Consider the following 23,210-nt stretch of genomic DNA (forward strand, 5'->3'; position numbering starts at 1 on the left):
AAGAGCAAGTTCCAAGAGGTAAGGTTAAGCCAATCTTACCTCTTTTATTAGTGAATGCTGCTATTCATTAATTCTTACAATTTTTAAAACGTTCATTATAAGGAAAGGTTGCTTTTTTGATTGCCGTTATCTTTTATAAGTAGCTTTATAAAGAAAAGGGGGTAAACCATCAAGTACAAATTAAAAGCCCACCATGTGAAATCGAAATCTTTAATAAATGCCCAATATGCAATAGCCTGTAGCCCTGAGCAAAATGTTAACACTAGAGAAATTAAAGCGTATCCTTTCCATGATTCTCTACGCAACCTGTATAAATATAGGCTAAACAATCCAGTGAATGAAATAAGAATATCTAGAGGGAAGAACGACCAGTTCCAGGCTATCACTATGGGGTTATCATAATCTTTGAAGGCTGCACTTTTGGGTATCAATTCAAAGTAAGTAACAATCCAATAGATAATAAACCCAATATCTGTGACAAGAAAAAAAAGTTTTAAATATCTCATTTTTTTACCTCATGTGTTCGCCTAAAGTAGATTTACTAGTATCACCTTCTTTTTCACCCGTCATATTTAATGTTACCACGCCTATAATAATGAGAGCTATAGCAACAATTTTTAGCAGGCTTACACTTTCATTAAAGTACATAAATCCAATTAACGTAATAATTATAATCCCCATCCCTGACCAAATAGCGTAAGCGATTGAAACCTCTAAACTTTTTAAAGTTAACGTTAAAAAGTACAAACTACAAATATAAAAAAGTATAAGTAGCACACTTGGTATAACTTTAGTAAAACCGTCTGATAATTTCATGGACGTTGTACCAGCTACTTCAAAAAGAATAGCTAAACATAGATAAATCCAATGCACATCTTTTCGCCACCTTATTTTTTTATAGAAATGCCATTCAAAAGAATATCCATAACAGATTTTAATATTTCACTCATTGTTAAGTTAGTTTTTAGCGAAAAGTTTGGCTGATAAATTTGGTTGATTGCGCCCAAGTATAGCTCTACAAACAGTTGTAAATTAATTTCACGTATAACTCCGGTTTCTATGCCTTCTTCCATAAGTTTTACCACTAGATCCCACTCTTGCTTTAGAAAGTCATCTATCTTAACCCATTGATTATAGTGAAGCCGTTTTAAATCTGCTAATAGGCGAATGTCCATTGTGCTAAACTCTTCAGGAACACATATAAGAACTTGAGTAATCTTTTCCGGTAAACTTAGACTTTCATCATGGAAGATTTCTTCTTCTTTGTTCTTGATCTGTAGGATGAGATTTTCGATTATCGAGTCAATGATGTCGTCTTTGGAGTTGAAATGTTGGTACATGGTTCGTTTGCTCGTTCCTAAATTCTTAGCCAAATCGCTAATAGTAAAAGACAAACCTTTTTGCTGAATTAAAAAAATAGCTTCTTGTGTAATCCTTTCTTTCATAAAAAACCTCCATTTGGTACCAAAAATAATTTTATAGTACCAAATGTATTTTACAACATATTTTTCCAAAAATAAACATTTTTATCTTGTGTTTACTTTTTTAGATGTGAAGAATCTGGGCTCTTATTATTTTGGTTTTAGAACGATTTATCAATATTTTTAAAATTAAAGTTAATATATTTAATTTTTAATATAAAATTATTTAATTTTATTGTTTTTAATATTAAATAATTGTTGTATAATCAAATTAACTAAAAGAAGGAGATTTGATTATGGCTTATAAAGTACTTACAAATTGTCCTGTCTGCAGTGAAACGTTAAAAATTACAAAGCTGCAGTGCAGCCATTGTCACACGACGATTGAAAATGAGTTTGAATTATCTAAGCTGGCATCTTTATCGAGTGATCAGCTTCATTTTGTAGAAGTGTTTTTAACGTGCAGAGGAAATATCAAAGAAGTTGAGAAAGAACTGGGCGTTTCGTATCCAACCGTCCGAGGCAAGCTGACTGACATCATTTCATCTCTTGGATATGTAGAAAAGAAGAAAAACGAAGTAGACGAGAAAAAAGTTGTGTCTATGTTAGAAAATGGTGAAATTACAGCAGAAGAAGCCATCAAGCTCTTAAAAGAAGAATAGGGGGGATTTTTGTGAAAGAGGAAATTACAAAAGTGTTAACAATGGTTCAAGAAGGAAAAATTGATGCAGAAAAGGGATCAGAACTGATTCAAGTATTAAAAGAAAAAGAAGAAACAGGCAATAAGCTTTTGAAGAAACCGAATGCGTATTTAGATAAAACCTTGAAAATTCGAGTTGTTTCAACTGAAAATGATAATGTGAAGGTTAATTTACCAATAAAGCTTGTCAAGCTGGTATTAATGGCTGGACACAGCATCGCAGCAAGTATTCCTCAATCAGAAAAATATGTAAAAGATATAGACATAAACTTGATTGTTGAAGCAATTGAAAACGAGTTAGATGGCCAGATTGTTGATATTAAATCGGCAAACGGAGATACCGTTTCGGTCATCATTGAGTAACGGTGCGCTTATGATTCATGTAAAAGTGAAAACCAAAGAAGCTCGGTTTAGTATCCCAATTCCATATGCTCTTTTAAACGTTGCTATCAGCGTTGCTTTTTCGAAATTTATCCAGAAGCATATAGATAAATGGACAAAAGAACATTTTAAAAGAAAAGAGCTGAACTTTACTTTTCCGCTAATAGATAAAAGTGTGCTAAAGCCTATTGTTAAGGAACTGAAGAAACATAAGGGAATGGTACTAGTAGATGTCAAAGCTACTGACGGTACGGAGGTAAGAGTTAAACTATAATTTAGTGTAAAGTGCAGTTGGCTTTAAAGAACTAAAATGAAAATGGCTCCGAGTGTCTGAGCTTATTTAATAAAAGGTCTTAAATATTTGAAAGTAGAAAAAGACTTTCGTTAGTTATATACACGAGTACTATCTAACAGTTGGGTATTCTCTATGTGTCCAAATAGAAGGAGCAAACTCTGGTGAGAGGGGGGTGCTTCTTTTATTTATGTATACGCTTCTGTTTATAGGTCTTGAGATAAGTTTTGATACAAAAAAGGGTCTCAATTTGGCTCAGAATCATTAAGTATAGTTGCGTTTCAAAAACCATTCCACTTTTAATAAGAACAGCAAAGTTCAGCCGTTATATTTTCCACTTCCATGCTCATATCCACATAAAATCATGAATATGTTTTTAATAAGCCGTTAAGCGTTTTAACTAGCTGCAAAAAATATAAAAATTTATGTTGACAGCAGGAGCATATGATTTTATAATTATCCTTAATTCAAGATATTTTAATTCGAGATTTTAAAGTAATGAAAAAATAGGAGGAATAAAAATGGTGAGTATTGGTTTGTTGTTAATACGTTTGGTCATTGGATTATCTTTTATGGCACATGGAACTCAGAAATTATTTGGATGGTTCGGCGGTCACGGCTTAAAAGGAACGGGCGGATGGTTTGAATCTATCGGAATGAAGCCAGGCGTTAGAATGGCGTTAATGGCTGGTTTATCTGAGCTAGTAGGTGGAGCTTTATTTGCTGCAGGACTTCTTACGCCGCTTGGAGCACTTTTGATTGCCGGAACAATGGTTATGGCGATTGTGAAAGTACACGGTCCAAATGGATACTGGGCAACACAAAACGGGTATGAATATAACCTTATGCTTTTAGTTGTAGCGATCGGTGTAGCAATTGCAGGACCAGGTTATTATGCACTAGATACTTTTATTTTCTAAAAGAGAAAATGGGTTGGAATAAGCAAGGTGCTTTTATTTTTTGACTAATATCTCGAATTCGAGATATTTACGATAAATAGTTGTAATTTTAAGAGGGATAACGAAACATATGACGAAAAATGTATCGAAGGAGATGGTAGTAATGAGTAAAAAAACAGCGGGTATTCATCATATCACGGCGATTGTAGGTCATCCTCAGGAAAATGTTGATTTCTATACGGGCGTGTTAGGGTTACGCTTGGTCAAACAAACAGTAAACTTTGATGATCCAGGAACGTATCACCTTTACTTTGGGAATGAAGGCGGAAAACCTGGAACGATTATCACATTCTTTCCGTGGGCAAATGCACGACAAGGAAAAATAGGCGACGGGCAAGTTGGCGTAACTTCCTATGTGGTTCCAAAAGGTGCGATGGGCTTTTGGGAACAGCGATTAGCTAAGTTTGGAGTTCCAGCTACAAAGATGGAGCGATTTGGAGAGCAGTATTTAGAGTTTGACGATCCTCATGGTTTGCATCTAGAGATTGTGGAAAGAGAAGAAGGTGAAAAGAATACGTGGCAAGCTGGTGAAATTAATTCGGATGTTGCTATTAAAGGATTCGGAGGCGCTACGCTATTATCCGTTCGACCTGATGAAACAGCTCAATTATTAGAAAACGTAATGGGTCTACAAAAAGTAGGGCAAGAAGGAGATTTTATACGTTTTCAATCATCAGCTGACATTGGAAATATCATCGATTTAAAATTAACAACCATTGGACGCGGGCAAATGGGCGTTGGAACGGTTCACCATATTGCATGGCGAGCAAAAGATGATGAAGATCAGTTAGAATGGCAGAAATACGTAGCCGATAGCGGATACGGAGTGACGGCTGTTCGAGATCGAAATTACTTTAATGCGATTTACTTTAAAGAACACGGAGAAATTCTATTTGAAATTGCAACAGATCCTCCAGGCTTTGCACATGATGAGTCACTTAAAACAATGGGAGAAAAGCTCATGCTGCCTGAACAGTATGAAACTCATCGAGATCAAATTGAAAGAGCTTTGATTCCTTTTGAAGTGAGAGAATTAGACTAAAGGAATTCTTTTAGTAATAGTAAAATGCTAGTTCAATTCTAAATTAGGTACAAAGAAGGAATTAATTTATCTATATATAAAACTAATATCTATATTTGAAACACCGTGGTAATATGAAATTAATTCCAAGTGAGGAGGTGAATAGATGACAAAAACCATTGGTCTTATTTGTGGAAGTTTACGAAAGAATTCGTATAACCGAATGATTGCTGAGTCATTGACTACATTAGATAACTCAGCTCAATATCGCTGGATTGAAATAAGCAGCCTGCCTTTTTTTAATGAAGACTTAGAAGCTGACGGATCACCAGAATCTGTCGCATCCTTTAGAGCTGCGATTCAAGATGTTGATGGTGTTATCATTGTAAGTCCAGAGTACAATTCCGGAATTACAGGGGTATTAAAAAATGCTTTGGACTGGGCATCAAGGCCTCGGACTTCTTCTGTTTTAAACAGAAAACCAGTTGGTCTCATTGGAGCAACTCCAGGAGGCTTCGGTACGGCTTTTGCTCAAAAGCAAACGAGAGAAATACTAGAAGCTATGCAAGTTCATGTTTTACCATTTCAAAAAATGCTGATTTCGCAAGTTCATGAAAAAGTTGATGCTCAGCAAAAGGTACTAACTGATGAGTCAACAAAACGCTATCTTCAGCGCTACTTACAGCAGTTCATTCATTGGATTGATCAAGCGCCTGTTCCTGTTCTAGATTAAGAAAGAGAACACACCTCACGAACCTTCACCTCAGAAATAACTTTTCTTTCTATACATGTTTTACTCAACAGATCATAAATGAAATCCAAAAAACCGTTCAAATGATAGACCGCTTGTAAGGAATGGAAAAGGTACGTGTCCTTACTTGCCTTAATTTAAGGAGGATGATAAAATGTCTGATCTTTACTCTCGCCTTTCAAAAGATGATGCTGCCGTGCTTTTAGTTGACCACCAAACGGGTCTTATTTCCGGCCTTGTACGTGATTATGGTGTTGATGAATTTAAAAACAACGTATTGGCTCTTGGTGATACGGCTAAATTCTTTGATTTACCGGTTATTTTAACAACTAGCTTTGAAAATGGACCCAACGGCCCGCTAATGGGGGAACTCGTTGATTTGTTTCCTGACGCGCCAAAAATAGCTCGTCCTGGACAAATTAACGCGTGGGACAACGAAGAGTTTGTTAAAGCCATTAAAGCGACCGGGAAAAAACAGCTGATTATCGCCGGTGTAGTGACAGACGTCTGCGTTGCTTTTCCTGCGCTTTCTGCCATTAAAGCAGGCTACGAAGTGTTTGTTGTGACAGACGCTTCCGGGACGTTCAATAAGCAAGTCGCAGATGCGGCATTAACGCGTATGGCTCACGGCGGCGCGCAGCTTATGAACTGGTTTAGCGTAGCGTGCGAGCTGCAGCGTGACTGGCGCAACGACGTTGAAGGTTTTGGTAATTTAATTTCTAGTCATCTTCCTGGTTATCAAAACTTAATGGGCAGCTATAGAGGAGCTCAGCGCGATTTCAGCAAGCAGGGCGTTTAACGTAGCGGAGCTTCATTTTGGCATCGGTCGTTCTCTTTACATATAAGACATGAAAGTAGAATGGCATCTATGGAGCATTTATGTGACGGAGAAAATGTAACGACATAAGAGCAATTGTTAGATAGATGAGCCGACTGATGAACAGTCGGCTCATCTATCTTTTACTACGCTGCCTGTCATGAAGTATGCGTCTCTTATATATAAAATAAAATACATTCACTACAGCTTATAAATGATAGGAAGGGATGCGGAGTAGTGGAAGAAAAAAAAGTTACGTGGCTGGAGCTTTTTTATGATTTGTTATTTGTGGCAGCCGTTGCTACTGCTACGCATGTTTTGCTTCACGTTGAACAAGGGTATATTCATGGAGAGTATTTGTTAAAGTTTGTACTAATTTTTATTCCTATATGGTGGGCGTGGACCGGACAAACGATGTTTATCAATCGGTTTGGACAAGATTTTTTGCATCAGCGCATCTTTATGATTCTTCAAATGCTGTTTGTTCTTATCATGATCTCAAGCTTGTCCGTAGATTTTGATCAATATTACGTCTCTTTTTTGATTGGCTATATTGGGCTAAGAGCGTTAACCTCGATTCAATACCTTATTGTTCAAAAATTTGAACGAGATGAACGGAAAAAAGTTGCTGTGTTTTTAGGTACATGCTTTGGAATTGGGATTTTTATCTCGCTTCTTTCGCTTTTTTTTGATTCATGGATTCGCTACGCCGTGTTGTATACAGGAATTGCAGTGGATATGATTTTACCTATTTTAGGGCATAATAGACTGGCAAAATTACCGACCAACACCGCTCATTTATTGGAGCGTTTTGCTTTGTTAACATTAATCCTGTTCGGAGAATCCGTTGTCAGCATTCTTGCTGTGATACAGCCACAAAAAGGGGACTGGAATACCATTTTATTTTCGGTTATTTCATTTGTCCTGATTATTGCCATGTGGTGGCAGTACTTTGAGAATGTAGAAAAGAAAGTAAACAAGTCTATTCAAAGAGCCGGACAAACGATTATTTACGGACACTTACTTATCCTCATGTCTCTAAGCATGATTGCAGCATCGATTAAGCTCATGTTTTTACATGAAGTTCAGTACACATTCAGCTTATATTTTGTATTCGGATCCGTGCTGCTTTATTTCATGGCAACCACTCTTGTTTTTCACCAATATAGATTTGAACAACATCGTTTGAAAGTGTATCACTTGGGAATGTTTTTAGGGATTTTAGCGCTGTTTTTTATTGTTAACTTAATACTGATTGTTCCCAGCACTCTCATCATAGGAGAATTAGCGATCTTTTTTATGATCTACGCTAGGTTTACGACCACTTAACCAAATAAAGAACGACTATATAATGGAGGTAGCAAAATGGCAAAAATTACGGTAGGAACAGAAAATGAAGCACCTATTGAACTATACTATGAGGATCACGGGACAGGAAAGCCGGTTGTCTTAATTCACGGCTGGCCACTAAGCGGACGTTCTTGGGAATATCAAGTTCCGGCTCTTATTGAGGCTGGACACAGAGTCATCACGTATGACCGCCGAGGATTCGGCAAGTCTTCTCAGCCATGGAACGGCTACGATTATGATACATTCGCTGCTGATTTACATCAGCTGCTAGAACATTTGGATTTAAAAAATGTGACACTAGTTGGGTTTTCAATGGGTGGCGGAGAAGTAGCCCGTTATGTAGGAACATACGGCACAGATAGAGTAGAAAAAGCCGTATTTGCAGGAGCCGTACCACCATTTCTTTACAAGTCAGAGGATCATCCTGAAGGAGCATTGGATGATACAGGCATTCAAGAATTTGAAAACGGCGTAAAAAATGATCGTTTAGCTTTTCTTGATGATTTTACAAAAACATTTTTTGGAGCTAAAGACGGAAAGGGCTTAGTCAGCGAACCATTTCGACTGTACAACCGGGATATTGCAGCAGCTGCATCACCTAAAGGGACGCTAGACTGTATAGCTGCTTTCAGCAAAACGGATTTCAGAGCCGATTTAGCTAAGTTTACAATACCGACTCTTATTATTCACGGTGATGCAGACGAGATCGTTCCATTTGAATATAGCGGAAAGCGAACGCATGAAGCTATTTCTGGTTCTAAGTTAGCCTTAATAAAAGGCGGTCCGCACGGCTTAAATGCAACGCATGCACACGAATTTAACGAAGCGCTGGTGTCATTTTTACGAGACTGAATGTAAGTGAATGTTTGATAAGTAAAAACAGCTCGGAAAATAGTTAATGAACAGAAGAAGTGACCAAAGGGTCACTTCTTTTTTGTTTTTTTACGCCGATAGAAAAGCGTACTATAGTAAGGGAGGCCATTTAAATTGCTTTGCTATAGCTTTAAAAGATAAAAATCAAATAATAAACGTTTGCCATTCTGTGGTGCGAGAGCTTATGTTAAACTTTTAAATGGGAAATATAACCTTCAGTCCAACAGCTATTCTAAAATGACAACAAAGATTGGATTGAACAGTTATGTAATCGCTAACACTTCTATTTTATAATAAACATGAGGAGGATAATAAGATGTTTGATCATAAATCATTGCAGCTGCTTGAGCAGATGATTAATTACCCGAAGTTATCAATTCCGGAGTTGAGACTTCAAATAAATTTATCACCTCGACAATTTGCTTATACGCTTGATAAGTTGAACAATGCATTAAGCAATTTAGATTTACCGGAAATTCAAGTGATTGATATAGAATTTAAGGTTGATGAAAGAATTAAAAATTATTGGAAACTAGAAGGCACATCGCTTAACCGTCAGCAGTCAGTTTTTCAAGAGACTGAGCGGATATACTTAATTTATTTATACACGTATATAAGAAAAGAGCCGATAGCAAATATACATTATCAGTCTTTTCTGCAGGTAAGCAGGAATACAGCACTAGCGGATATTAAAAAGCTTCGTTCGTATTGTGAGAAAGAAGGCATTCAGTTATCTTATAACCGGACAGATGGCTTTCATCTAGAGGGAGAAGAGAGGCTTAAGCGTCGATTTGCAACTATTTGTATTGGAACACTTTTGCAATTGCCAATGGGCATTTCAGGGATGAAGCAGGTTCTTAATAGTTGGAATTATGAAAATACGGGTTCGGCAATTAGAGAGAACGTAAATGATTTAGCTAAAAAATATCGGATTGATTTTGTTAGTAACCGGCTAGATCAGCTAGTTTATGAACTCTTATTTCTACAGTGCAGGTCTGGGCATCATAAACTGATTCTACCAATCAAGCAAATTAAATTAATGAAAGAACAGCCCTTACTAAAAATGGGGGAAGAGCTATCAGCTTATTTATTTGATGAAGTGGCTGAAGCAGAGGTTATCTATCTAACGGTTCAATTGTTATCTGCTATGCAGAATATAGACGAGCTCCATATTGATGAAAAGCTTGACCTTGTATCAAGCACTATTATTTCAGAAGTAGAGCGCTTAATATTAGTACCATTTAAGGAAAGGCATATTTTAAAATCGCTCTTATATAAACATTTGGTACCAGCCTATTTTAGAATCATCTGTGAAGTGCCATTATCAAATCCGTTGATTGACACAATTAAAACAGAGCACGGTGTACTCTTTGAATTTGTTAAACAGGCGTTGAAGCCGCTTTCTGAATATACGGGAAAATGTATTTCAGATGAAGAGATAGGGTATTTTACGATTTTATTCGGTGGGCATGTTCGAAAACTGGAGGCTAAACCTAAAGTGTATAAAGCCACAATCGTTTGCCCAAATGGGATTAGTTCCTCTATGATGCTACGAACGCAATTACGACAACTGTTTCCAAAATTGCATTTTACAGAATCATATTCGGCTGCAGAAATCGAAAAACTGTCACCAGACAGTTACGATATGATTTTTTCAACTATTTATTTGGAATCATCCAAGCCTGTTTATTTAACACGTCCATTATTAACAGCGCTAGAGGAAAACTATTTGCAGCAGGCTGTGGCAGCTGATTTTAATTTGCCGGTTCAATCAACTATCCCAATGGATAAGTTAATGGCGACCATACGAAAATATGCAACTATTAAAAATGAAAAATCGCTTTATGAAGATTTAACAAAACATTTAAGACAAAGCTATACATGTGAAAGGAGTTACGCCCCTATGCTTTCTGAACTTTTAACAGAGGATAAGATTCAATTCTCTGACGCTTCTCTAGAGTGGGAAGAAGCAATCCAACTAGCAGCAAAACCTTTGGAAGAACAGCATTATATTACTTCAGCCTATACTCAAGCAATGATTGATAGAGTTTTAGAAATGGGAGCTTTTATTCATATAGGGAAAGGGATAGCTATTCCTCATGCTCGGCCAGAACAAGGTGTACAAGAGCTTGGTATGTCCCTTCTACGAATGAAGAAACCAGTTTTGTTACTGAACCAAGAAGAACATGCAATTGACTTGTTTATCTGTCTAGCAGCCATTGATAACAAATTACATTTAAAAGCACTGTCAGAATTGACCTCATTTTTAGTAAATGAAGACTCATTAAAACGTTTAAAAGAAGCTGAAACTTCAGCTGAAATTATAGCTATGATGCGAAAAAAAGGAGAAGATGAATAATGAAAATTTTAACAGTATGTGGATCAGGATTAGGAACAAGTTTTATGGTAGAAATGAATATTCAACAGTTGTTGAATGAGATGGGAGTAAGCGGCGTAGAAGTAAATCATTCTGATTTAGGTTCTGCAACACCAGAGGATGCAGACGTGTTCTTCCTTGCAAAAGATATTGCAGAGGGCGGGGCAAGCTTAGGAAACGTCGTAATTTTGGATAATATTATTGATTTAGAAGAATTACGCGCTAAATTAACAGGGGTTCTGCAAGAAAAAAATCTACTGTAAAGAAATTGAGAGGTGATAGCGATGAATCAGGTGTTAAATGTATTAGTTAACGTTCTGAGTGAACCTTCAGTTTTAGTAGCCATAATTGCTCTAGTAGGTCTACTTGCACAAAAGAAAAATCTTTCAGATACACTAAAAGGAACAACAAAAACGTTTGTTGGGTTCCTGGTTATTACAGCAGGTGCAGGGATTCTTCAGCAAGCACTCGCTCCATTTGGAGAAATGTTCAAAGCAGCATTTAACGTAAACGGTGTCGTTCCAAATAATGAAGCCATCGTTGCGATTGCACTGAGTAAATATGGTTCTTCGACCGCATTGATTATGTTTTTTGGTATGATTGTAAACCTGCTGATTGCTCGTTTTACACGATTTAAATATATTTTTCTGACAGGACATATCACTTTGTACATGTCATGTATGATTGCCATCATTTTATCCGTAAGTGGTTTTACATCTTTTTCATTAATTCTTTTTGGTGCTTTAACAGTGGGAATTTTTATGACGCTTTCTCCAGCCCTCGTTCAGCCTTTTATCCGTAAATTAACAGGTAATGATAATGTGGCACTAGGACATTCTGGAGCAGTTGGTTTTGCAGTTGGTGGTCTCGTGGGGATGGCTGTAAAGGGAAAGAAAGAGATTGTATCAACAGAAAAAATTAACTTTCCAAAAGGGCTCGGCTTCTTACGAGACAGTACGGTTAGTATTGCATTAACTATGGCGATTTTCTACGTTATTGTCGCTCTTTTTGCGGGGCCTGGTTATGTCGAAGGAAAATTAAGTGACGGAAAAAACTATATTTTATTTGCGGTACTTCAAGCAGGAATGTTTTCTGCCGGCGTTTTCGTCATTTTAGCTGGTGTACGATTGGTATTAGCTGAAATTGTACCAGCATTTAAAGGGATATCTTCTAAAATTGTGCCAAATTCAAAGCCAGCATTAGATGTTCCAATCATCTATACTTATGCACCAAACGCTGTATTAATTGGTTTCTTTTCAAGTTTTTTAGGCGGCATTGTTAGTATGTTAATACTAGTTTTATCAGGAGGAATCATTATTTTGCCAGGTGTAGTACCTCACTTCTTTACCGGTGCAGCTGCAGGGGTGTTTGGAAATGCAATGGGTGGTGTACGCGGTGCGATTTTAGGATCATTTGTGAACGGCCTTTTAATCAGTTTCATGCCAATTCTATTAATACCCGTGTTGGGAGATTTGGGTCTATCAAATGCTACATTTTCAGATTCAGACTTCGGTATAGTGGGACTATTCTTGAGTGGGCTAGCTCATTTCGGTGGAAAAACTACCATTATGGTTGGTATTGGTTTAGTGTTACTGATAATGATCTTGGCCAGTATACGCAAGCAAGAAAGTCATGCAGTGCCTTACAAAAAAGTTGAGAAATAAAAAATGATAGACAAGAGCTTGAAGTAGTATCGTCAATCCATTCATTATCAGTTCATGCAATTAACAAAGGCATTCTGACCGCTTCAAGGACTCTTTAGGGTGACGCATCTGATTCGTAAGCATAAGGTTACAAATAAAATCCCTAAATAGCTATAATAACTTTTACTTTATTTTTTCTGCTTACCATAATAATTAAAATGAGTGATAAAAACAAAGAGCAAACCTTTAATCAAAGGCTGCTCTTTGTTTTGTACGTCTTGTTTTGCTTCTCTAACTAGAACAAAATGTCTTCATAGTTAAGTGTGGTAATACAAATGCTATTTACGTAATTCTTCTAATTCCGCAAGAAGGGTTTCAATCATTTCATCGCTTCTTCGAAGTTCTTGATTAAGCATATGAATTGTTTCCTCTTCCCAATTGAAAGGGTTACCATAAGAAGGCGTAATAGGAAGATCTTCATACACATCTCCATTTTCTTCACTGTGCTTTGTAAAATATATAGCAACTTCACACATTGGATGACCAAGAGCAATACGCTGGCGCAAGCTCACTTTTCCATAGCCGAATTTCCGAGCTGCAATTCCTCCAAACACACTAGACGTCATCTTACATAAATGAGGAGCATCCTGTACGACATCACCAAATGGACATTGGGTAGCGCTTACAATCACATGGTCTGGATGAACGGAAACAATTTCAAAGTGACCTCCAATTGAATTTTTAAGGTCAATTATAACTTCTGCATATTTCTCTACCGTCCACTTTTCATGCTTATCGCTATAAAGGCTTTCCATCCACTCTCCAGTACGAATACCAAGTTGTTTAATATATTCTTCAGCTACGGGGCCTACCGTTTTTTCATGAATCATTGCGTACTGTGTAATAAGTTTAGCCAAAAATACATGTCCGGTTAGCTGATCTTTTTTTAAAGCCATATTGTAAATCCCCCTTTTGTTTTGTAAAAGAGCAAAAATATCAATTTAATAAGCAGCACTTTTTCTATATATCTCTATTTCTTAATTATTACAGATTAATAAGAGTGTGTGTTATGTTTTTTAACTTTTCTTCCTAGATATAATTGCTTCAAAAGAAAAGGGGGTACAAGTGACTAATCTATTAAAAAGAATGTAATAAAAAGTCCAATATAGTGTTTTGCAGGTCCTCATGAAACTCTTTGCGATTAAAGCCTTCCGGATCCTGAGAAGGGAGGAAGGTAGGAGATTTCATAAAGTCCGGAAATGGACTGAGAAATGAAAAATGTCCTCCATTTTCTACAACGATATACTGAACTTTTTCCGCATCAGAAACCCCATTTAACACAAATTCCCCGTGAAAAGAAGGAGTAATCGTATCCTTTTCTCCTGTAATCATTAAAATAGGTATATTCACGTCTTGAAGCGCTCCTCTTTCTCTAAACCATCCGGCGGCTGGCGCTAAAAGAATAAGTGATTGAACCCGCTTATCATGATCAACAGATAAACAATAAGGCTTTTGATCAGGAGATTCAGAAGGAAAAGAAGTGGGAACTCCACCTGCTACAGCAAGAGCCGTATATCCTCCCATTGAATGGCCAATAAGAGAAATATTATTTGAATGAATGGATGGAGAAAAGGAATTTTCTTTTAAAAACCAATCGATTACAGTACGTATATGAGTAGGCCGATTTTTTAAATTGTCTATTGTTCCAGATAGCGTATTATTTTCTCGATTATTAAACGGATGCTGAGGTACCCCTACAATAAAACCATTACGTGCTAAAAATTGAGCAATGGTTCGATAAGCAAGAGGCGTGCTTCCATCTCCATGAGAAATAATGACCAAAGGAAATAATCCATCTGAAAGCGGAGCATCTTGCGCAGCGCTTATCGTGTAAGGTCCCATCTTTTCAACTTTTTCTTCTTTGTATGTAGGATACATAATAAGCAGAGGCAAGACGTTTTCATGTTCTTGATTTTCTATATCTACGAATTGACATCCGGCATAAAATAACTGTCTTTCATGTTTTTTTATTTGCACTTATATACTCCTCCTTGCTTTTAAAAATCCTTATTACAACAAGCTCATATATGAAATTTTATTGATTTAGCTCTCTTGGAAAATCAATTTGGATACTGTTAACTAACAAATATATAAACATGCTTTTTTAAAGTTATTCACTGCTAGTATCTTGAGATAATTTGAGTTACATATTCGTATGTGATGATAAAACGATGTTTGTTGAAAGTGTACCAAACTCCATAGCTTTATCAATAAATTCTTCTAAAGTATGTACGGACTCTGCACGTACTTTTGCTATGTAACTTATTTTTCCTGCCACACGATAACATTCCATTACATCAGGATGAACGCTACAAAACGCGGCAAGATCTTCACATTTTGTCGTTTCAAATAAAACAAACGCAGTTATGTTTCTATTCAATTTTTCTGCATCAACAATTGTTTTATAGCCTTTTATAATCCCGTTTTCCTCTAACCTTCTCACTCGTTCAATGGTAGAAGGAGAAGATAAATAAACTTTTTGAGCTAATTCTTTCATTGAAATCTTAGCATTTGCCTGCAGTTCATGAAGTATTTTTCTATCTATTACCTCCATGTTATCGTCAACCTTTTTTTATTAATTATTATCAAGTAATTGCCCAATTTAGTAAAGCTATCTTTAGAAATAACCTAATTATTTGTATATAACATTGCATAAGTATTTCATAAAAATTACTGAAAGGAGATGATTCTATGAAGAAAATATTATTACTTTTAGCAAATGGATTTGAAGCTGTAGAAGCAAGCGTTTTTACAGATGTGTTTGGATGGAATAAATTTGAGGGAGACGGCACGACTGAACTAATAACAGCAGGCTTACATCCAAAACTAACCTGTACATGGAATTTTACTGTAATTCCAGAAATGCTAGTATCAGATATTAATGTAAAAAAATTTGATGCGCTTGCTATACCAGGTGGCTTTGAAGAAGCAAATTTTTACGAAGATGCTTACGATGAGAGATTCTTGCAGGTTATTCGAGAATTTCACTCAGCAGGAAAACCTATAGCCAGTGTCTGTGTTGCCGCTCTTTCACTTGGAAAAAGTGGAATTCTGGAAGGTGAAAAAGCTACTACCTATAATCACCCCACAAGTATAAGAAGGGCACAGTTAAAAGAATTTGGTGTACTTGTTCAAGATGATTATATTGTCGTAAACCACAATATAATTACTTCCTCAAACCTAGCACCGGGTTTGATGTGGCCTTTTTACTATTAGAGAAATTAACTTCTTTAGAAAATGTTCAACAGGTGAAAAACTTAATGGGATTTAACTAATCAACGAATATTGTTTTTAGCGAAGAAACGAAAATGAACCGTTTTTAAACAGTAAAAGGAAATGAGTACTTTATTTTTTGATGTTGAAATAGAAAAAGAGTTAGACTTCTTGCTAAGAGTCTAACTCTTTTTATTTCCCTAAATTATATAATAATATTTATCTTTTGTATAAGTTTACTTTACCTTTATCAAAGTTTGTTGTATTATATAGTTGTAGTCAAAAAAAGGAAGGTGATTACATTGAAAGAAAAAAATGGTGACTACGTTGAAAATAAAGTGTATGAGCACCGAGTTTTAAACAGGATGTCTCAAAAAGAATTGGCTGACGCAGTTGGAGTATCTAAACAAACGATATATGTGATGGAGAAGAATAATTATTCGCCTTCTCTTGTTTTAGCTTTTCGAATAGCTGATTTCTTTAACGTAGATGTTAACGATATTTTTAGTTATGTGAAAGGAAGGGATTAAAATGATAACTGACAAAATAGAAAATGCCATTTTTACTCCTTTGAGAACCTGGACAGAACAATCAAATAGTAACTGGAATATGCTTATTTGTATTGGATTTATATCGCTTATAGTAGGAGCAGTTTTAATATATGTTTTTCAAAAGAAAATGGGCATGAGTGTGTCTGACGAAAGAACAAGTCAAATCGGTTTAAAAAGTGCCCTCGTTGTACTGTGTGGAGTTATTTTGTGCGACTTGATTTTTCCAAAAGAATATATGTGGCAAATTTTCTTCTTATTTAAATATTCCATTGCATTCATTGCTTCAGGTATATATCTTGCTGTTCGATATAAAAGGGATTTTTTAAACTAGAGAATGACGCAGATTTACCAGCAGTAAAAAAGCCATAGAAGGCTATACATTTCTTTGGCTTTAGTGTTTTAACTATAATTTTCTTACAACAACCTTATTAACTTCATGACAATCCTACTCTTATTTTTATGGTCGTCTTTAAACGAATAAGATTGATACATTTCTATAGACCAACCATCATTCATTCTCTTTCTTTAGTGCTCAACATTTCAGACATTCAATTATAGTAGACTATTGGTTACGTTTTATAAAATGAAATAGATGATGATCAATAACTAAATCATATTTATCATTAAATTTATAGTTAACTATATTCTCTACCCAGACGAGTGTGTCTCTACAGGAAAATATAGTGTTTACCGGAAAAGTATACTATAATTCATAGTAAAACAGATTCTATATTAAATTTCTCGTAAAAGCTGCCTTATCTGACAAATCGAGGCGGCTTTTATGTTTGCTATTTAAAAGGAGTATGACTATGAGCAAGTATGATGAAATAGATTTTGAAAAGGTTGCGCTTCACATGCAGAAGCAAGTGGAAACAGACCCAAACAATGTACAGCTAAGAAATGAGCTAGCGATCGTTTTTATGGAAATAAATCAGTATGAAGAGGCTTTCTTTCAACTGCAAGCTGCTGCTGAACTAAAACCTTCCATCCAAACTCTTTATAATTTAGGCTATTTTTATTTTGCAGAAGGCAAACCAATTGTAGAAGACATGGAATCAAGAAGTGTTGAAGAAGATGTGGAAGAAATGTCTTATACATGGGAAATCGCAGATAAAGAAGCATTTGATATAGTAGAAGATATATTGAAGTACAAACCAAGGCATTCTTTTCCCTATAATGTAATGGGTGAAATGTACATTAAAAAAGAAAAGTATGAAGAAGCGATTGGTATATTAGAAGAAGCCATCACTCTAACTCCTTCACTAGAAAATCTAAATAATCTTGGGTTATGCTACTACAAAAAAGGAAGGTTATCTGAAGCAGCGGAATGTTTTCGTAAAGCGCACTTACTGCGATCTTCTAACAACGATAGTTTATTTCCATTCCTTAGCTATGGAGTTTGTCTAGCGCATTTGGGAAGGGAATCAGAAGCAAAAGAAGCTGTAAAAGAGCTGCTGCTGCTGAGTAAAAAAGAAGGAGAAGATTTAGAAGCTGATATAGCAGAGATCTATTATATTCTGGAGAATTATGAAGAGGTTGTTAATATCTACTGCAAGTTAGACTGGGAATTTTATTCAGAAGAATTTTATCCGACTTATTTTTATTGTTTATGGAAGCTCTCAAAAACAAAAGAAATTGAAGAACTTGCTTCTAAGACTATCCAAAGAAAAGAAAAAGAAATGCAAGAAGTTCTTCAAGATCCAGATGAGGAAGAAGAGTTTAAAATAGAATACAAAGAAGTGACAAAAGAAGAGATTACCTTCATTAAAAATACGGTTAAAGAAGTGTATTGGGGAAAAGCTCCTGTTGTAAAGTATGAACCTACGTTGGAAACTCGCTGTTATTTGTATGGCTGTTTTAGACATACAGATACAAACCCTAGTTATTTTTCTATATAAGATGCTACAACTCTTTTAGGATAAATATATAAAATGATTGATTTGTATAATTGAAGGAATGGGGAAGATGTAAAAATGTATTGATCCCCGTTTTCAAAAACAGAAGAAGATACTACATTCATCACTATTTTTCATTATGGGGCAGGTTTTTTCTTGTTTTCCAACGAGGACGGATATTCATCCATAGAAAAGGTATGCTTAACCTTCCCAGAAGGTTCAAAAGTAGTACAAGTGAATGACACATTAATAGAATAAGAGGAAGATGTTTAGTTCGTTGGTTCAAAGAAAGTTTATGTAAAGGGAGAGAGAAATAAATGGAGAGTAACCAACTGCCTACAAGAAGTGAAAGACATAAACCGAAAGAGACTTCATCTCAGCTTAGTACTGCATTCGTATTAGGTACATGTTGGATCCTCTTTACCTTGACTCCTGAATCATGGAGGTCACCAGCGGCCTACATTGTTATCGGCATAGTTGCTATTTATCTATCAAGCAGATTAGACAAATTCAAATGCTCTTCGGTAGTAAAATGGACGCTTGCTCTTTTAGTTTATGTCATTGGGTTCATCTTGTACGTTCTATAAGAGCGGTACTAGAGTTTCTTTACCATTTACCAGTATCTTCTTTTTTAGTGTATAATTATGTAGGGACTAGCTATCATGTTTGAATTTGTTAGATTTATAGATACGTAGAAACAAATTTATATGTAGCAATATACATCGAGGGAGAATAGAAAGATGGCAAAAGAAAAAAAGAAAGACCTAGGGAAAAAACTCATTGCACTACTTGTAATTGTAGTATCTCTTATTGTTATTGTTAGCAGTTGTAGCAGCAGTGATGACTCTAGTAAAGATTCTGCAAAAGACGAAAATAAAACTGAGTCAAAAGACAAAGCAGCTACTAATGACGAGAAGCAAGCAAGTAAAGCAACATCTACTGATGCTACAAACAAAGAAACTGCAACTACTAAGGAAGAAAAACCTGCTAATGGTGGTTTCACAGCTGAGGAAGCTTATACTATTCTAAAAGACTCTGGTCTTGTTAATACTGAAGCTACAGATGTTACTGAAAAATTCACAGGGTCTCCTGGTCTTGTAAAAGCATTGCGTACTGACGAAGTAGACATCGAAGAATTCGAGACAGAAGCACAAGCTAAAAAATATCATGAGCCAGACTTAAATTCGTATGCAGTTAAAAATATCTTCATCCTAATTAAAAAAGGTGCAGATAACGCAGATAACTTTGTTAAGGTATTGGAAGATAGAAAGGCTTCGACTGATTTAGAAACAAAATACTCTTCACCAGCTCAAGAAACATACGTTAATAACTTAGAATCTAAAGGTGATTTCTTAACGTATGCTGACGGATTGTATAACCTGTCTAATGACGAGAGAAGCAGCACGTATGATTCTTATGTAGTAGATAAAGAAGTTACGTGGGAAGGAACTTTAATTGATACACTATCAGATTCTGTCATTGTTTATGCTGGTACACAACCATATAACGGTGCAGATTGGGCTACTTTAAGCAGCGTAAACAAAGACCTATTACCATATGTGTTCATCGCTGAATTAACGGACAAAAAGCAGCTTGCTTCTGTTAAAAAAGGTGACAAAATTAAGGTAACAGGTGAAGTTGGTTCTCGTGGTGATAAACAAGCGCAGATGAACTGGAAACTTTACAAATCTGAAATTATTAAGTGAAAATAGGCACAAAAAAGCGTACTTTGTATAAGGTACGCTTTTTTATTTGTAATAATGTTTCTTTTCTGATTTAGTGTTTTTTAAAGAAAGCTAATAGATGATTATAATTGCTGTGTATTGGAAATCCAATAGTATTATGTTTATCTCACTAATTAAGAATTTACTACTTCTTGTAGGGAATTAAATTAAACCCAGTATATGAGCATAAAGGGGAGAGGTGAAGTGCCGGAAATAAGAGCATAAAAAAAGCTATTTCAATCGTATTGGCGTCGGAGTGAAATAGCTTTTTCTACTTTACATTCAAGAGTTTGTTAGTTCGTTATGAACATCCTTACATGTGAAGTATATCACAAACTATTTTTGTTGTGAAGGTGAAAATCAAAATTTGTATGACAAATTTTATTGTGTTGAGAGATTTTGAATGGGTTATTTAGCGTAACCCTTACGCAGAGGCTATTTTAAAACCGCTGGGGGTCTAAATAAAAATTAACGCTAACTCTAAAAATTTCAGACGAACCTGCTTCTTTCAAAGGAATCTTTTCAATTTTTATAGATAAAAAAACTATCTTATCAGGTATAGTGTTAGTAGAAGTCTCAAGTAGTAAGTTTGTGTTCACAGTATTTGGTATTATAAGTGCTTTTGGATTTTTACTCGTGTACAACATAAAAAATATAGATAACAGTAGCTCTAATGATAAACCATCTTTTTAAAGAAAGACATCTAACTACTTACATAAAAAAACGCAGGGAGTGGAGAAGTTTGTTTACAATAGAAAGTCACATTAACTCATTAAAACAAGGGCTGCAACAACATTCTGATACCTTAGTTGAGCGCATAAAAGAAACATGCAAACTCAATTATTACAAAGAAATCGACTTGTTAGACTATACAGCTTTCGTTCAGTCATCTGAAATCAGCCTTATGATGTACTCTATGGACAAACATGCAAACGAAGTCTTTTATGAAGGAAATGACAGCAGTATTTTTTCAGGTAGTTACGACTTGCTTGAAGAGATTGAAACGTATAATATACCTGATGACAAAGAAGATGAATTTTGGTCGTTCTATGAAACTTCCGACCTAAAAATATCGGAAGCTGAAACAAAAGCAATTGTAGAATGGTTTGTAGAGTGTTGGAATAAGGCAGACGGAAAGAGTAGTACGTTACCTGCCTATTTTAGTTTTCACGATTATGATACGTGCTATGATTTGCAAAATGATGAATGGATTACGGATGGAGATAAGTGGGAGGGGTGAACTCGACCATTTGTTCACTCTTATGCGTGATGATTTAATAAGAGGTAGAGCAAAGCAAAAAAGGAACGGATCTTTATGAAGTGTATGTATAGCGATATGAGGCCCACAAAACCGCAACCTTTTCATATGAAAAGGCTTCGGATAAGAATGATAAAAAGGAGAGACGTAAATGAAATTTGATGTACCTGATTTAGTTGAAGCCAAACGGCAAATTGATTCAACTTTACATAAACTCAGACAGACAGTAAAAACGTTTGAAGCTAAAGAAAATGCTGATAGATATAAATCTCAAATAACCTTAGCTAAAAGAAGGATACAAGCACTCGAACTTTCAGTAGCTCTTATTGAAAGGGAGATAAACGAACTTTCTAAAAGCTAGATGCCAGCTTTTAGAATATGACTTACAAAACGTTATATTGCAGTAAAAGCATTTTAATTTATCTTCAATTGTCGCTTAGAGTGGAATATCAGAAAGAAACCTTAAAAATACTAGGGTTTCTTTTTTTGTAATTAGTACTCTGCGTACGCCAGTATGTCTTTTGGATTAAAGCAGGCAGCCTTCGCACTTCTCAAAACGTATCTACGCTCTCTTTATTGCACTAAAAATAATTCATTCATTCATTTAAAAATAAGGGTTGAAGGTGACGTGACGTAATCTAATATAGTTGAACTATGACATATCAAGAAGGAGAGTAGCCAAAATAAACAATCCTTTTTAAAAATGTATTCGGAACGTTATTAGAATAAAAGTAACGAATGGGGGCATGAGAAGTGGAGAATAAAAAACGAATTCGCTCTTTAGATATATTAAGAGGGCTAGCGATCCTGGGAACATTGGGAACAAACATTTGGCTGTTTGCCTATCTGGGAGATATAAATTATATATTTACTTTTAACCATAATCAATGGTGGTTATCAGGAGACGCTTTTTTGAGAGTCCTTTTTCTATCCTTAATTAACGGAAAATTACTTGGCCTCTTAGCTATTATGTTTGGTGTGGGTTTAGAACTGAAATATCAGCAATCAAAACGATTAAATCAGACGTGGCCAGGAAGATACATATGGCTGTCTTTGATTTTATTAATGGAAGGGCTTTTGCACTTTATTTTTGTTTTAGAGTACGATATTTTAATGTCTTATGCCGTAACTGCTATTGTCGTATCGTTTATCGTAAAAATGCGGAAGACGATGATAAGAATAACAATGATTAGTGCAGCGGCAATTCATCTTTTCTTTATATTGCTCGTGTTCTTAGGTGCGCTAACTAACTCCATAGGAGATGAGCTAGTCGCTGTCCCAAAAGAAGTGCTAAACCTTTATCAACATGGATCATGGATGAATCAAATTCAGTATCGACTTCTTCATTTTTGGGAGCTGCGCACAGAAGCCATTTTCGTCATTCCATTTAATATATGTATGTTTTTAATTGGTGTTTTACTAGTGAGAATAGGGGCTTTTGACAATAACTCCAAGGGTATTAATATCAGAAAGAGGATGATGAAGGCAGGACTTTTAGTTGGGCTACCTCTAAACCTATTATTATTTGTTCCTGGGGGATACTTTGATTTTCCAGTAAGGTACGTATTTGCCCCTATTTTATCAATTGGATACATGGGAGCCATTAGTTTTCTAATTGAAAAATTTCAGGCCTTTTCGTTGTGGAGCGTTTTTGAGAAAGTAGGGAAGATGTCTTTAAGTTGCTATGTATTACAGAATGTTTTAAGCTCCATTTTATTTTATGGATGGGGCCTTGGGTGGGGTGGACACCCACGTTCATTCTTCGTCATTTTTGTTTGGATACTAATCTGTTTGTTTCAAATGCTATTTGCTACTTTGTGGCTTCGTTATTTTAACATGGGTCCTATGGAATCAGCGCGTAAACGCTTAGCCAATTTAACTATAAGGAAAAATATAAAGAAAGATCTTAAAATGTAAGTCATCT

26 protein-coding genes and 1 pseudogene are annotated in these 23,210 nt (G+C 35.6%); 21 read left to right on the plus strand and 6 right to left on the minus strand.

Annotated elements, in window-relative coordinates:
- Positions 1-95: 95 nt before the first annotated feature.
- Genes WKH56_RS30210 through WKH56_RS30220 form a run of 3 tightly spaced genes read right to left on the minus strand, consistent with a single transcriptional unit; the run spans position 96 to position 1,445 of the window.
- The gene (locus WKH56_RS30210) at positions 96-506 is read right to left on the minus strand and encodes a YvaD family protein (protein WP_063247096.1); all 411 of its coding nucleotides are present in this window, start codon (positions 504-506) and stop codon (positions 96-98) included.
- A 4-nt stretch (positions 507-510) separates the two neighbouring features.
- The gene (locus tag WKH56_RS30215; protein WP_063247095.1) at positions 511-873 is read right to left on the minus strand and encodes a DMT family transporter; all 363 of its coding nucleotides are present in this window, start codon (positions 871-873) and stop codon (positions 511-513) included.
- Positions 874-887: 14 nt separating this feature from the next.
- Positions 888-1,445 carry a TetR/AcrR family transcriptional regulator gene (locus WKH56_RS30220; RefSeq protein ID WP_047750134.1) on the minus strand — a complete coding sequence of 186 codons (558 nt, stop codon included), beginning with the start codon at positions 1,443-1,445 and terminating at the stop codon, positions 888-890.
- A gap of 272 nt (positions 1,446-1,717) precedes the next feature.
- Between WKH56_RS30220 and WKH56_RS30225 the strand changes: the two genes are divergently transcribed.
- The 12 genes from WKH56_RS30225 (at position 1,718) to WKH56_RS30280 (ending at position 12,606) form a co-directional block, all read left to right on the plus strand.
- Positions 1,718-2,083, plus strand: coding sequence for a DUF2089 domain-containing protein (locus WKH56_RS30225; protein ID WP_028409887.1), 366 nt, complete (start codon positions 1,718-1,720; stop codon positions 2,081-2,083).
- Positions 2,084-2,094: 11 nt separating this feature from the next.
- Positions 2,095-2,484 (plus strand): SHOCT-like domain-containing protein, encoded by a 390-nt coding sequence (locus tag WKH56_RS30230; RefSeq protein WP_016766321.1) that lies wholly within the window; start codon positions 2,095-2,097, stop codon positions 2,482-2,484.
- Positions 2,485-2,494: 10 nt separating this feature from the next.
- A complete protein-coding gene (locus WKH56_RS30235; protein ID WP_028409889.1) occupies positions 2,495-2,776 on the plus strand; it encodes a hypothetical protein in 282 nt (93 codons plus the stop codon).
- 539 nt (positions 2,777-3,315) lie between these two features.
- Entirely contained in the window at positions 3,316-3,714 is a 399-nt protein-coding gene (locus WKH56_RS30240) for a DoxX family protein (RefSeq protein ID WP_063247092.1), read from the plus strand.
- Positions 3,715-3,856: 142 nt separating this feature from the next.
- Complete coding sequence (locus WKH56_RS30245; RefSeq protein ID WP_310884040.1) at positions 3,857-4,795, plus strand: ring-cleaving dioxygenase; 939 nt, start codon at positions 3,857-3,859, stop codon at positions 4,793-4,795.
- A 145-nt stretch (positions 4,796-4,940) separates the two neighbouring features.
- A complete protein-coding gene (locus WKH56_RS30250; RefSeq protein ID WP_342837260.1) occupies positions 4,941-5,507 on the plus strand; it encodes an NADPH-dependent FMN reductase in 567 nt (188 codons plus the stop codon).
- Between the two features lie 172 nt (positions 5,508-5,679).
- Positions 5,680-6,324, plus strand: coding sequence for an isochorismate family cysteine hydrolase YcaC (ycaC, locus tag WKH56_RS30255; protein ID WP_063247090.1), 645 nt, complete (start codon positions 5,680-5,682; stop codon positions 6,322-6,324).
- 255 nt (positions 6,325-6,579) lie between these two features.
- Positions 6,580-7,671 carry a low temperature requirement protein A gene (locus tag WKH56_RS30260; protein WP_338704930.1) on the plus strand — a complete coding sequence of 364 codons (1,092 nt, stop codon included), beginning with the start codon at positions 6,580-6,582 and terminating at the stop codon, positions 7,669-7,671.
- A gap of 36 nt (positions 7,672-7,707) precedes the next feature.
- The gene (locus tag WKH56_RS30265) at positions 7,708-8,544 is read left to right on the plus strand and encodes an alpha/beta fold hydrolase (protein WP_243495008.1); all 837 of its coding nucleotides are present in this window, start codon (positions 7,708-7,710) and stop codon (positions 8,542-8,544) included.
- 337 nt (positions 8,545-8,881) lie between these two features.
- On the plus strand, positions 8,882-10,924 hold the full coding sequence (locus WKH56_RS30270; RefSeq protein ID WP_048019346.1) for a BglG family transcription antiterminator: 2,043 nt from the start codon (positions 8,882-8,884) through the stop codon (positions 10,922-10,924).
- Positions 10,924-11,205 carry a PTS sugar transporter subunit IIB gene (locus WKH56_RS30275; protein ID WP_028414844.1) on the plus strand — a complete coding sequence of 94 codons (282 nt, stop codon included), beginning with the start codon at positions 10,924-10,926 and terminating at the stop codon, positions 11,203-11,205. The genes WKH56_RS30270 and WKH56_RS30275 overlap by 1 nt, the downstream gene beginning before the upstream one ends.
- A gap of 21 nt (positions 11,206-11,226) precedes the next feature.
- Positions 11,227-12,606, plus strand: coding sequence for a PTS ascorbate transporter subunit IIC (locus tag WKH56_RS30280; protein WP_028414843.1), 1,380 nt, complete (start codon positions 11,227-11,229; stop codon positions 12,604-12,606).
- A 317-nt stretch (positions 12,607-12,923) separates the two neighbouring features.
- On the opposite strand, the gene WKH56_RS30285 is transcribed toward WKH56_RS30280, so the two are convergent.
- The 3 genes from WKH56_RS30285 to WKH56_RS30295 all read right to left on the minus strand — a co-directional run bounded on the left by WKH56_RS30285 (position 12,924) and on the right by WKH56_RS30295 (position 15,199).
- Positions 12,924-13,541: a methanogen output domain 1-containing protein gene (locus WKH56_RS30285; RefSeq protein ID WP_310884039.1), complete on the minus strand. Its 618-nt coding sequence runs from the start codon at positions 13,539-13,541 to the stop codon at positions 12,924-12,926.
- A 181-nt stretch (positions 13,542-13,722) separates the two neighbouring features.
- Positions 13,723-14,622, minus strand: coding sequence for an alpha/beta hydrolase family protein (locus tag WKH56_RS30290; RefSeq protein ID WP_342837263.1), 900 nt, complete (start codon positions 14,620-14,622; stop codon positions 13,723-13,725).
- A gap of 166 nt (positions 14,623-14,788) precedes the next feature.
- Complete coding sequence (locus WKH56_RS30295; protein WP_328141675.1) at positions 14,789-15,199, minus strand: Lrp/AsnC family transcriptional regulator; 411 nt, start codon at positions 15,197-15,199, stop codon at positions 14,789-14,791.
- A gap of 137 nt (positions 15,200-15,336) precedes the next feature.
- Between WKH56_RS30295 and WKH56_RS30300 the strand changes: the two are divergent.
- The 9 genes and pseudogenes from WKH56_RS30300 (at position 15,337) to WKH56_RS30340 (ending at position 23,203) form a co-directional block, all read left to right on the plus strand.
- Positions 15,337-15,920 (plus strand): annotated as a pseudogene (locus tag WKH56_RS30300) (DJ-1/PfpI family protein).
- 240 nt (positions 15,921-16,160) lie between these two features.
- Positions 16,161-16,388 carry a helix-turn-helix transcriptional regulator gene (locus WKH56_RS30305; protein WP_028414839.1) on the plus strand — a complete coding sequence of 76 codons (228 nt, stop codon included), beginning with the start codon at positions 16,161-16,163 and terminating at the stop codon, positions 16,386-16,388.
- Position 16,389: 1 nt separating this feature from the next.
- On the plus strand, positions 16,390-16,740 hold the full coding sequence (locus WKH56_RS30310; RefSeq protein ID WP_154992211.1) for a DUF2178 domain-containing protein: 351 nt from the start codon (positions 16,390-16,392) through the stop codon (positions 16,738-16,740).
- Between the two features lie 478 nt (positions 16,741-17,218).
- Complete coding sequence (locus WKH56_RS30315; RefSeq protein WP_342837266.1) at positions 17,219-18,307, plus strand: tetratricopeptide repeat protein; 1,089 nt, start codon at positions 17,219-17,221, stop codon at positions 18,305-18,307.
- A gap of 314 nt (positions 18,308-18,621) precedes the next feature.
- Positions 18,622-18,891, plus strand: coding sequence for a hypothetical protein (locus WKH56_RS30320; protein WP_328141671.1), 270 nt, complete (start codon positions 18,622-18,624; stop codon positions 18,889-18,891).
- 153 nt (positions 18,892-19,044) lie between these two features.
- Positions 19,045-20,010 carry a hypothetical protein gene (locus WKH56_RS30325; protein ID WP_342837268.1) on the plus strand — a complete coding sequence of 322 codons (966 nt, stop codon included), beginning with the start codon at positions 19,045-19,047 and terminating at the stop codon, positions 20,008-20,010.
- Between the two features lie 760 nt (positions 20,011-20,770).
- Positions 20,771-21,268, plus strand: coding sequence for a hypothetical protein (locus WKH56_RS30330; protein ID WP_217027083.1), 498 nt, complete (start codon positions 20,771-20,773; stop codon positions 21,266-21,268).
- Between the two features lie 169 nt (positions 21,269-21,437).
- Positions 21,438-21,647: a hypothetical protein gene (locus WKH56_RS30335; protein WP_342837272.1), complete on the plus strand. Its 210-nt coding sequence runs from the start codon at positions 21,438-21,440 to the stop codon at positions 21,645-21,647.
- A 392-nt stretch (positions 21,648-22,039) separates the two neighbouring features.
- Positions 22,040-23,203: a DUF418 domain-containing protein gene (locus WKH56_RS30340; RefSeq protein WP_342837274.1), complete on the plus strand. Its 1,164-nt coding sequence runs from the start codon at positions 22,040-22,042 to the stop codon at positions 23,201-23,203.
- Positions 23,204-23,210: the final 7 nt, after the last annotated feature.

It is taken from the genome of Priestia sp. SB1 (assembly GCF_038898415.1).

Bases quoted from the DNA above. Each gene is read 5' to 3' on its own strand.
- WKH56_RS30210 (WP_063247096.1), bottom strand. From the start codon at position 506: ATGAGATATTTAAAACTTTTTTTTCTTGTCACAGATATTGGGTTTATT.
- WKH56_RS30220 (WP_047750134.1), bottom strand. From the start codon at position 1,445: ATGAAAGAAAGGATTACACAAGAAGCTATTTTTTTAATTCAGCAAAAA.
- WKH56_RS30225 (WP_028409887.1), top strand. From the start codon at position 1,718: ATGGCTTATAAAGTACTTACAAATTGTCCTGTCTGCAGTGAAACGTTA.
- WKH56_RS30235 (WP_028409889.1), top strand. From the start codon at position 2,495: ATGATTCATGTAAAAGTGAAAACCAAAGAAGCTCGGTTTAGTATCCCA.
- WKH56_RS30240 (WP_063247092.1), top strand. From the start codon at position 3,316: ATGGTGAGTATTGGTTTGTTGTTAATACGTTTGGTCATTGGATTATCT.
- WKH56_RS30245 (WP_310884040.1), top strand. From the start codon at position 3,857: ATGAGTAAAAAAACAGCGGGTATTCATCATATCACGGCGATTGTAGGT.
- WKH56_RS30250 (WP_342837260.1), top strand. From the start codon at position 4,941: ATGACAAAAACCATTGGTCTTATTTGTGGAAGTTTACGAAAGAATTCG.
- ycaC (WP_063247090.1), top strand. From the start codon at position 5,680: ATGTCTGATCTTTACTCTCGCCTTTCAAAAGATGATGCTGCCGTGCTT.
- WKH56_RS30265 (WP_243495008.1), top strand. From the start codon at position 7,708: ATGGCAAAAATTACGGTAGGAACAGAAAATGAAGCACCTATTGAACTA.
- WKH56_RS30270 (WP_048019346.1), top strand. From the start codon at position 8,882: ATGTTTGATCATAAATCATTGCAGCTGCTTGAGCAGATGATTAATTAC.
- WKH56_RS30275 (WP_028414844.1), top strand. From the start codon at position 10,924: ATGAAAATTTTAACAGTATGTGGATCAGGATTAGGAACAAGTTTTATG.
- WKH56_RS30280 (WP_028414843.1), top strand. From the start codon at position 11,227: ATGAATCAGGTGTTAAATGTATTAGTTAACGTTCTGAGTGAACCTTCA.
- WKH56_RS30285 (WP_310884039.1), bottom strand. From the start codon at position 13,541: ATGGCTTTAAAAAAAGATCAGCTAACCGGACATGTATTTTTGGCTAAA.
- WKH56_RS30295 (WP_328141675.1), bottom strand. From the start codon at position 15,199: ATGGAGGTAATAGATAGAAAAATACTTCATGAACTGCAGGCAAATGCT.
- WKH56_RS30310 (WP_154992211.1), top strand. From the start codon at position 16,390: ATGATAACTGACAAAATAGAAAATGCCATTTTTACTCCTTTGAGAACC.
- WKH56_RS30315 (WP_342837266.1), top strand. From the start codon at position 17,219: ATGAGCAAGTATGATGAAATAGATTTTGAAAAGGTTGCGCTTCACATG.
- WKH56_RS30320 (WP_328141671.1), top strand. From the start codon at position 18,622: ATGGAGAGTAACCAACTGCCTACAAGAAGTGAAAGACATAAACCGAAA.
- WKH56_RS30325 (WP_342837268.1), top strand. From the start codon at position 19,045: ATGGCAAAAGAAAAAAAGAAAGACCTAGGGAAAAAACTCATTGCACTA.
- WKH56_RS30335 (WP_342837272.1), top strand. From the start codon at position 21,438: ATGAAATTTGATGTACCTGATTTAGTTGAAGCCAAACGGCAAATTGAT.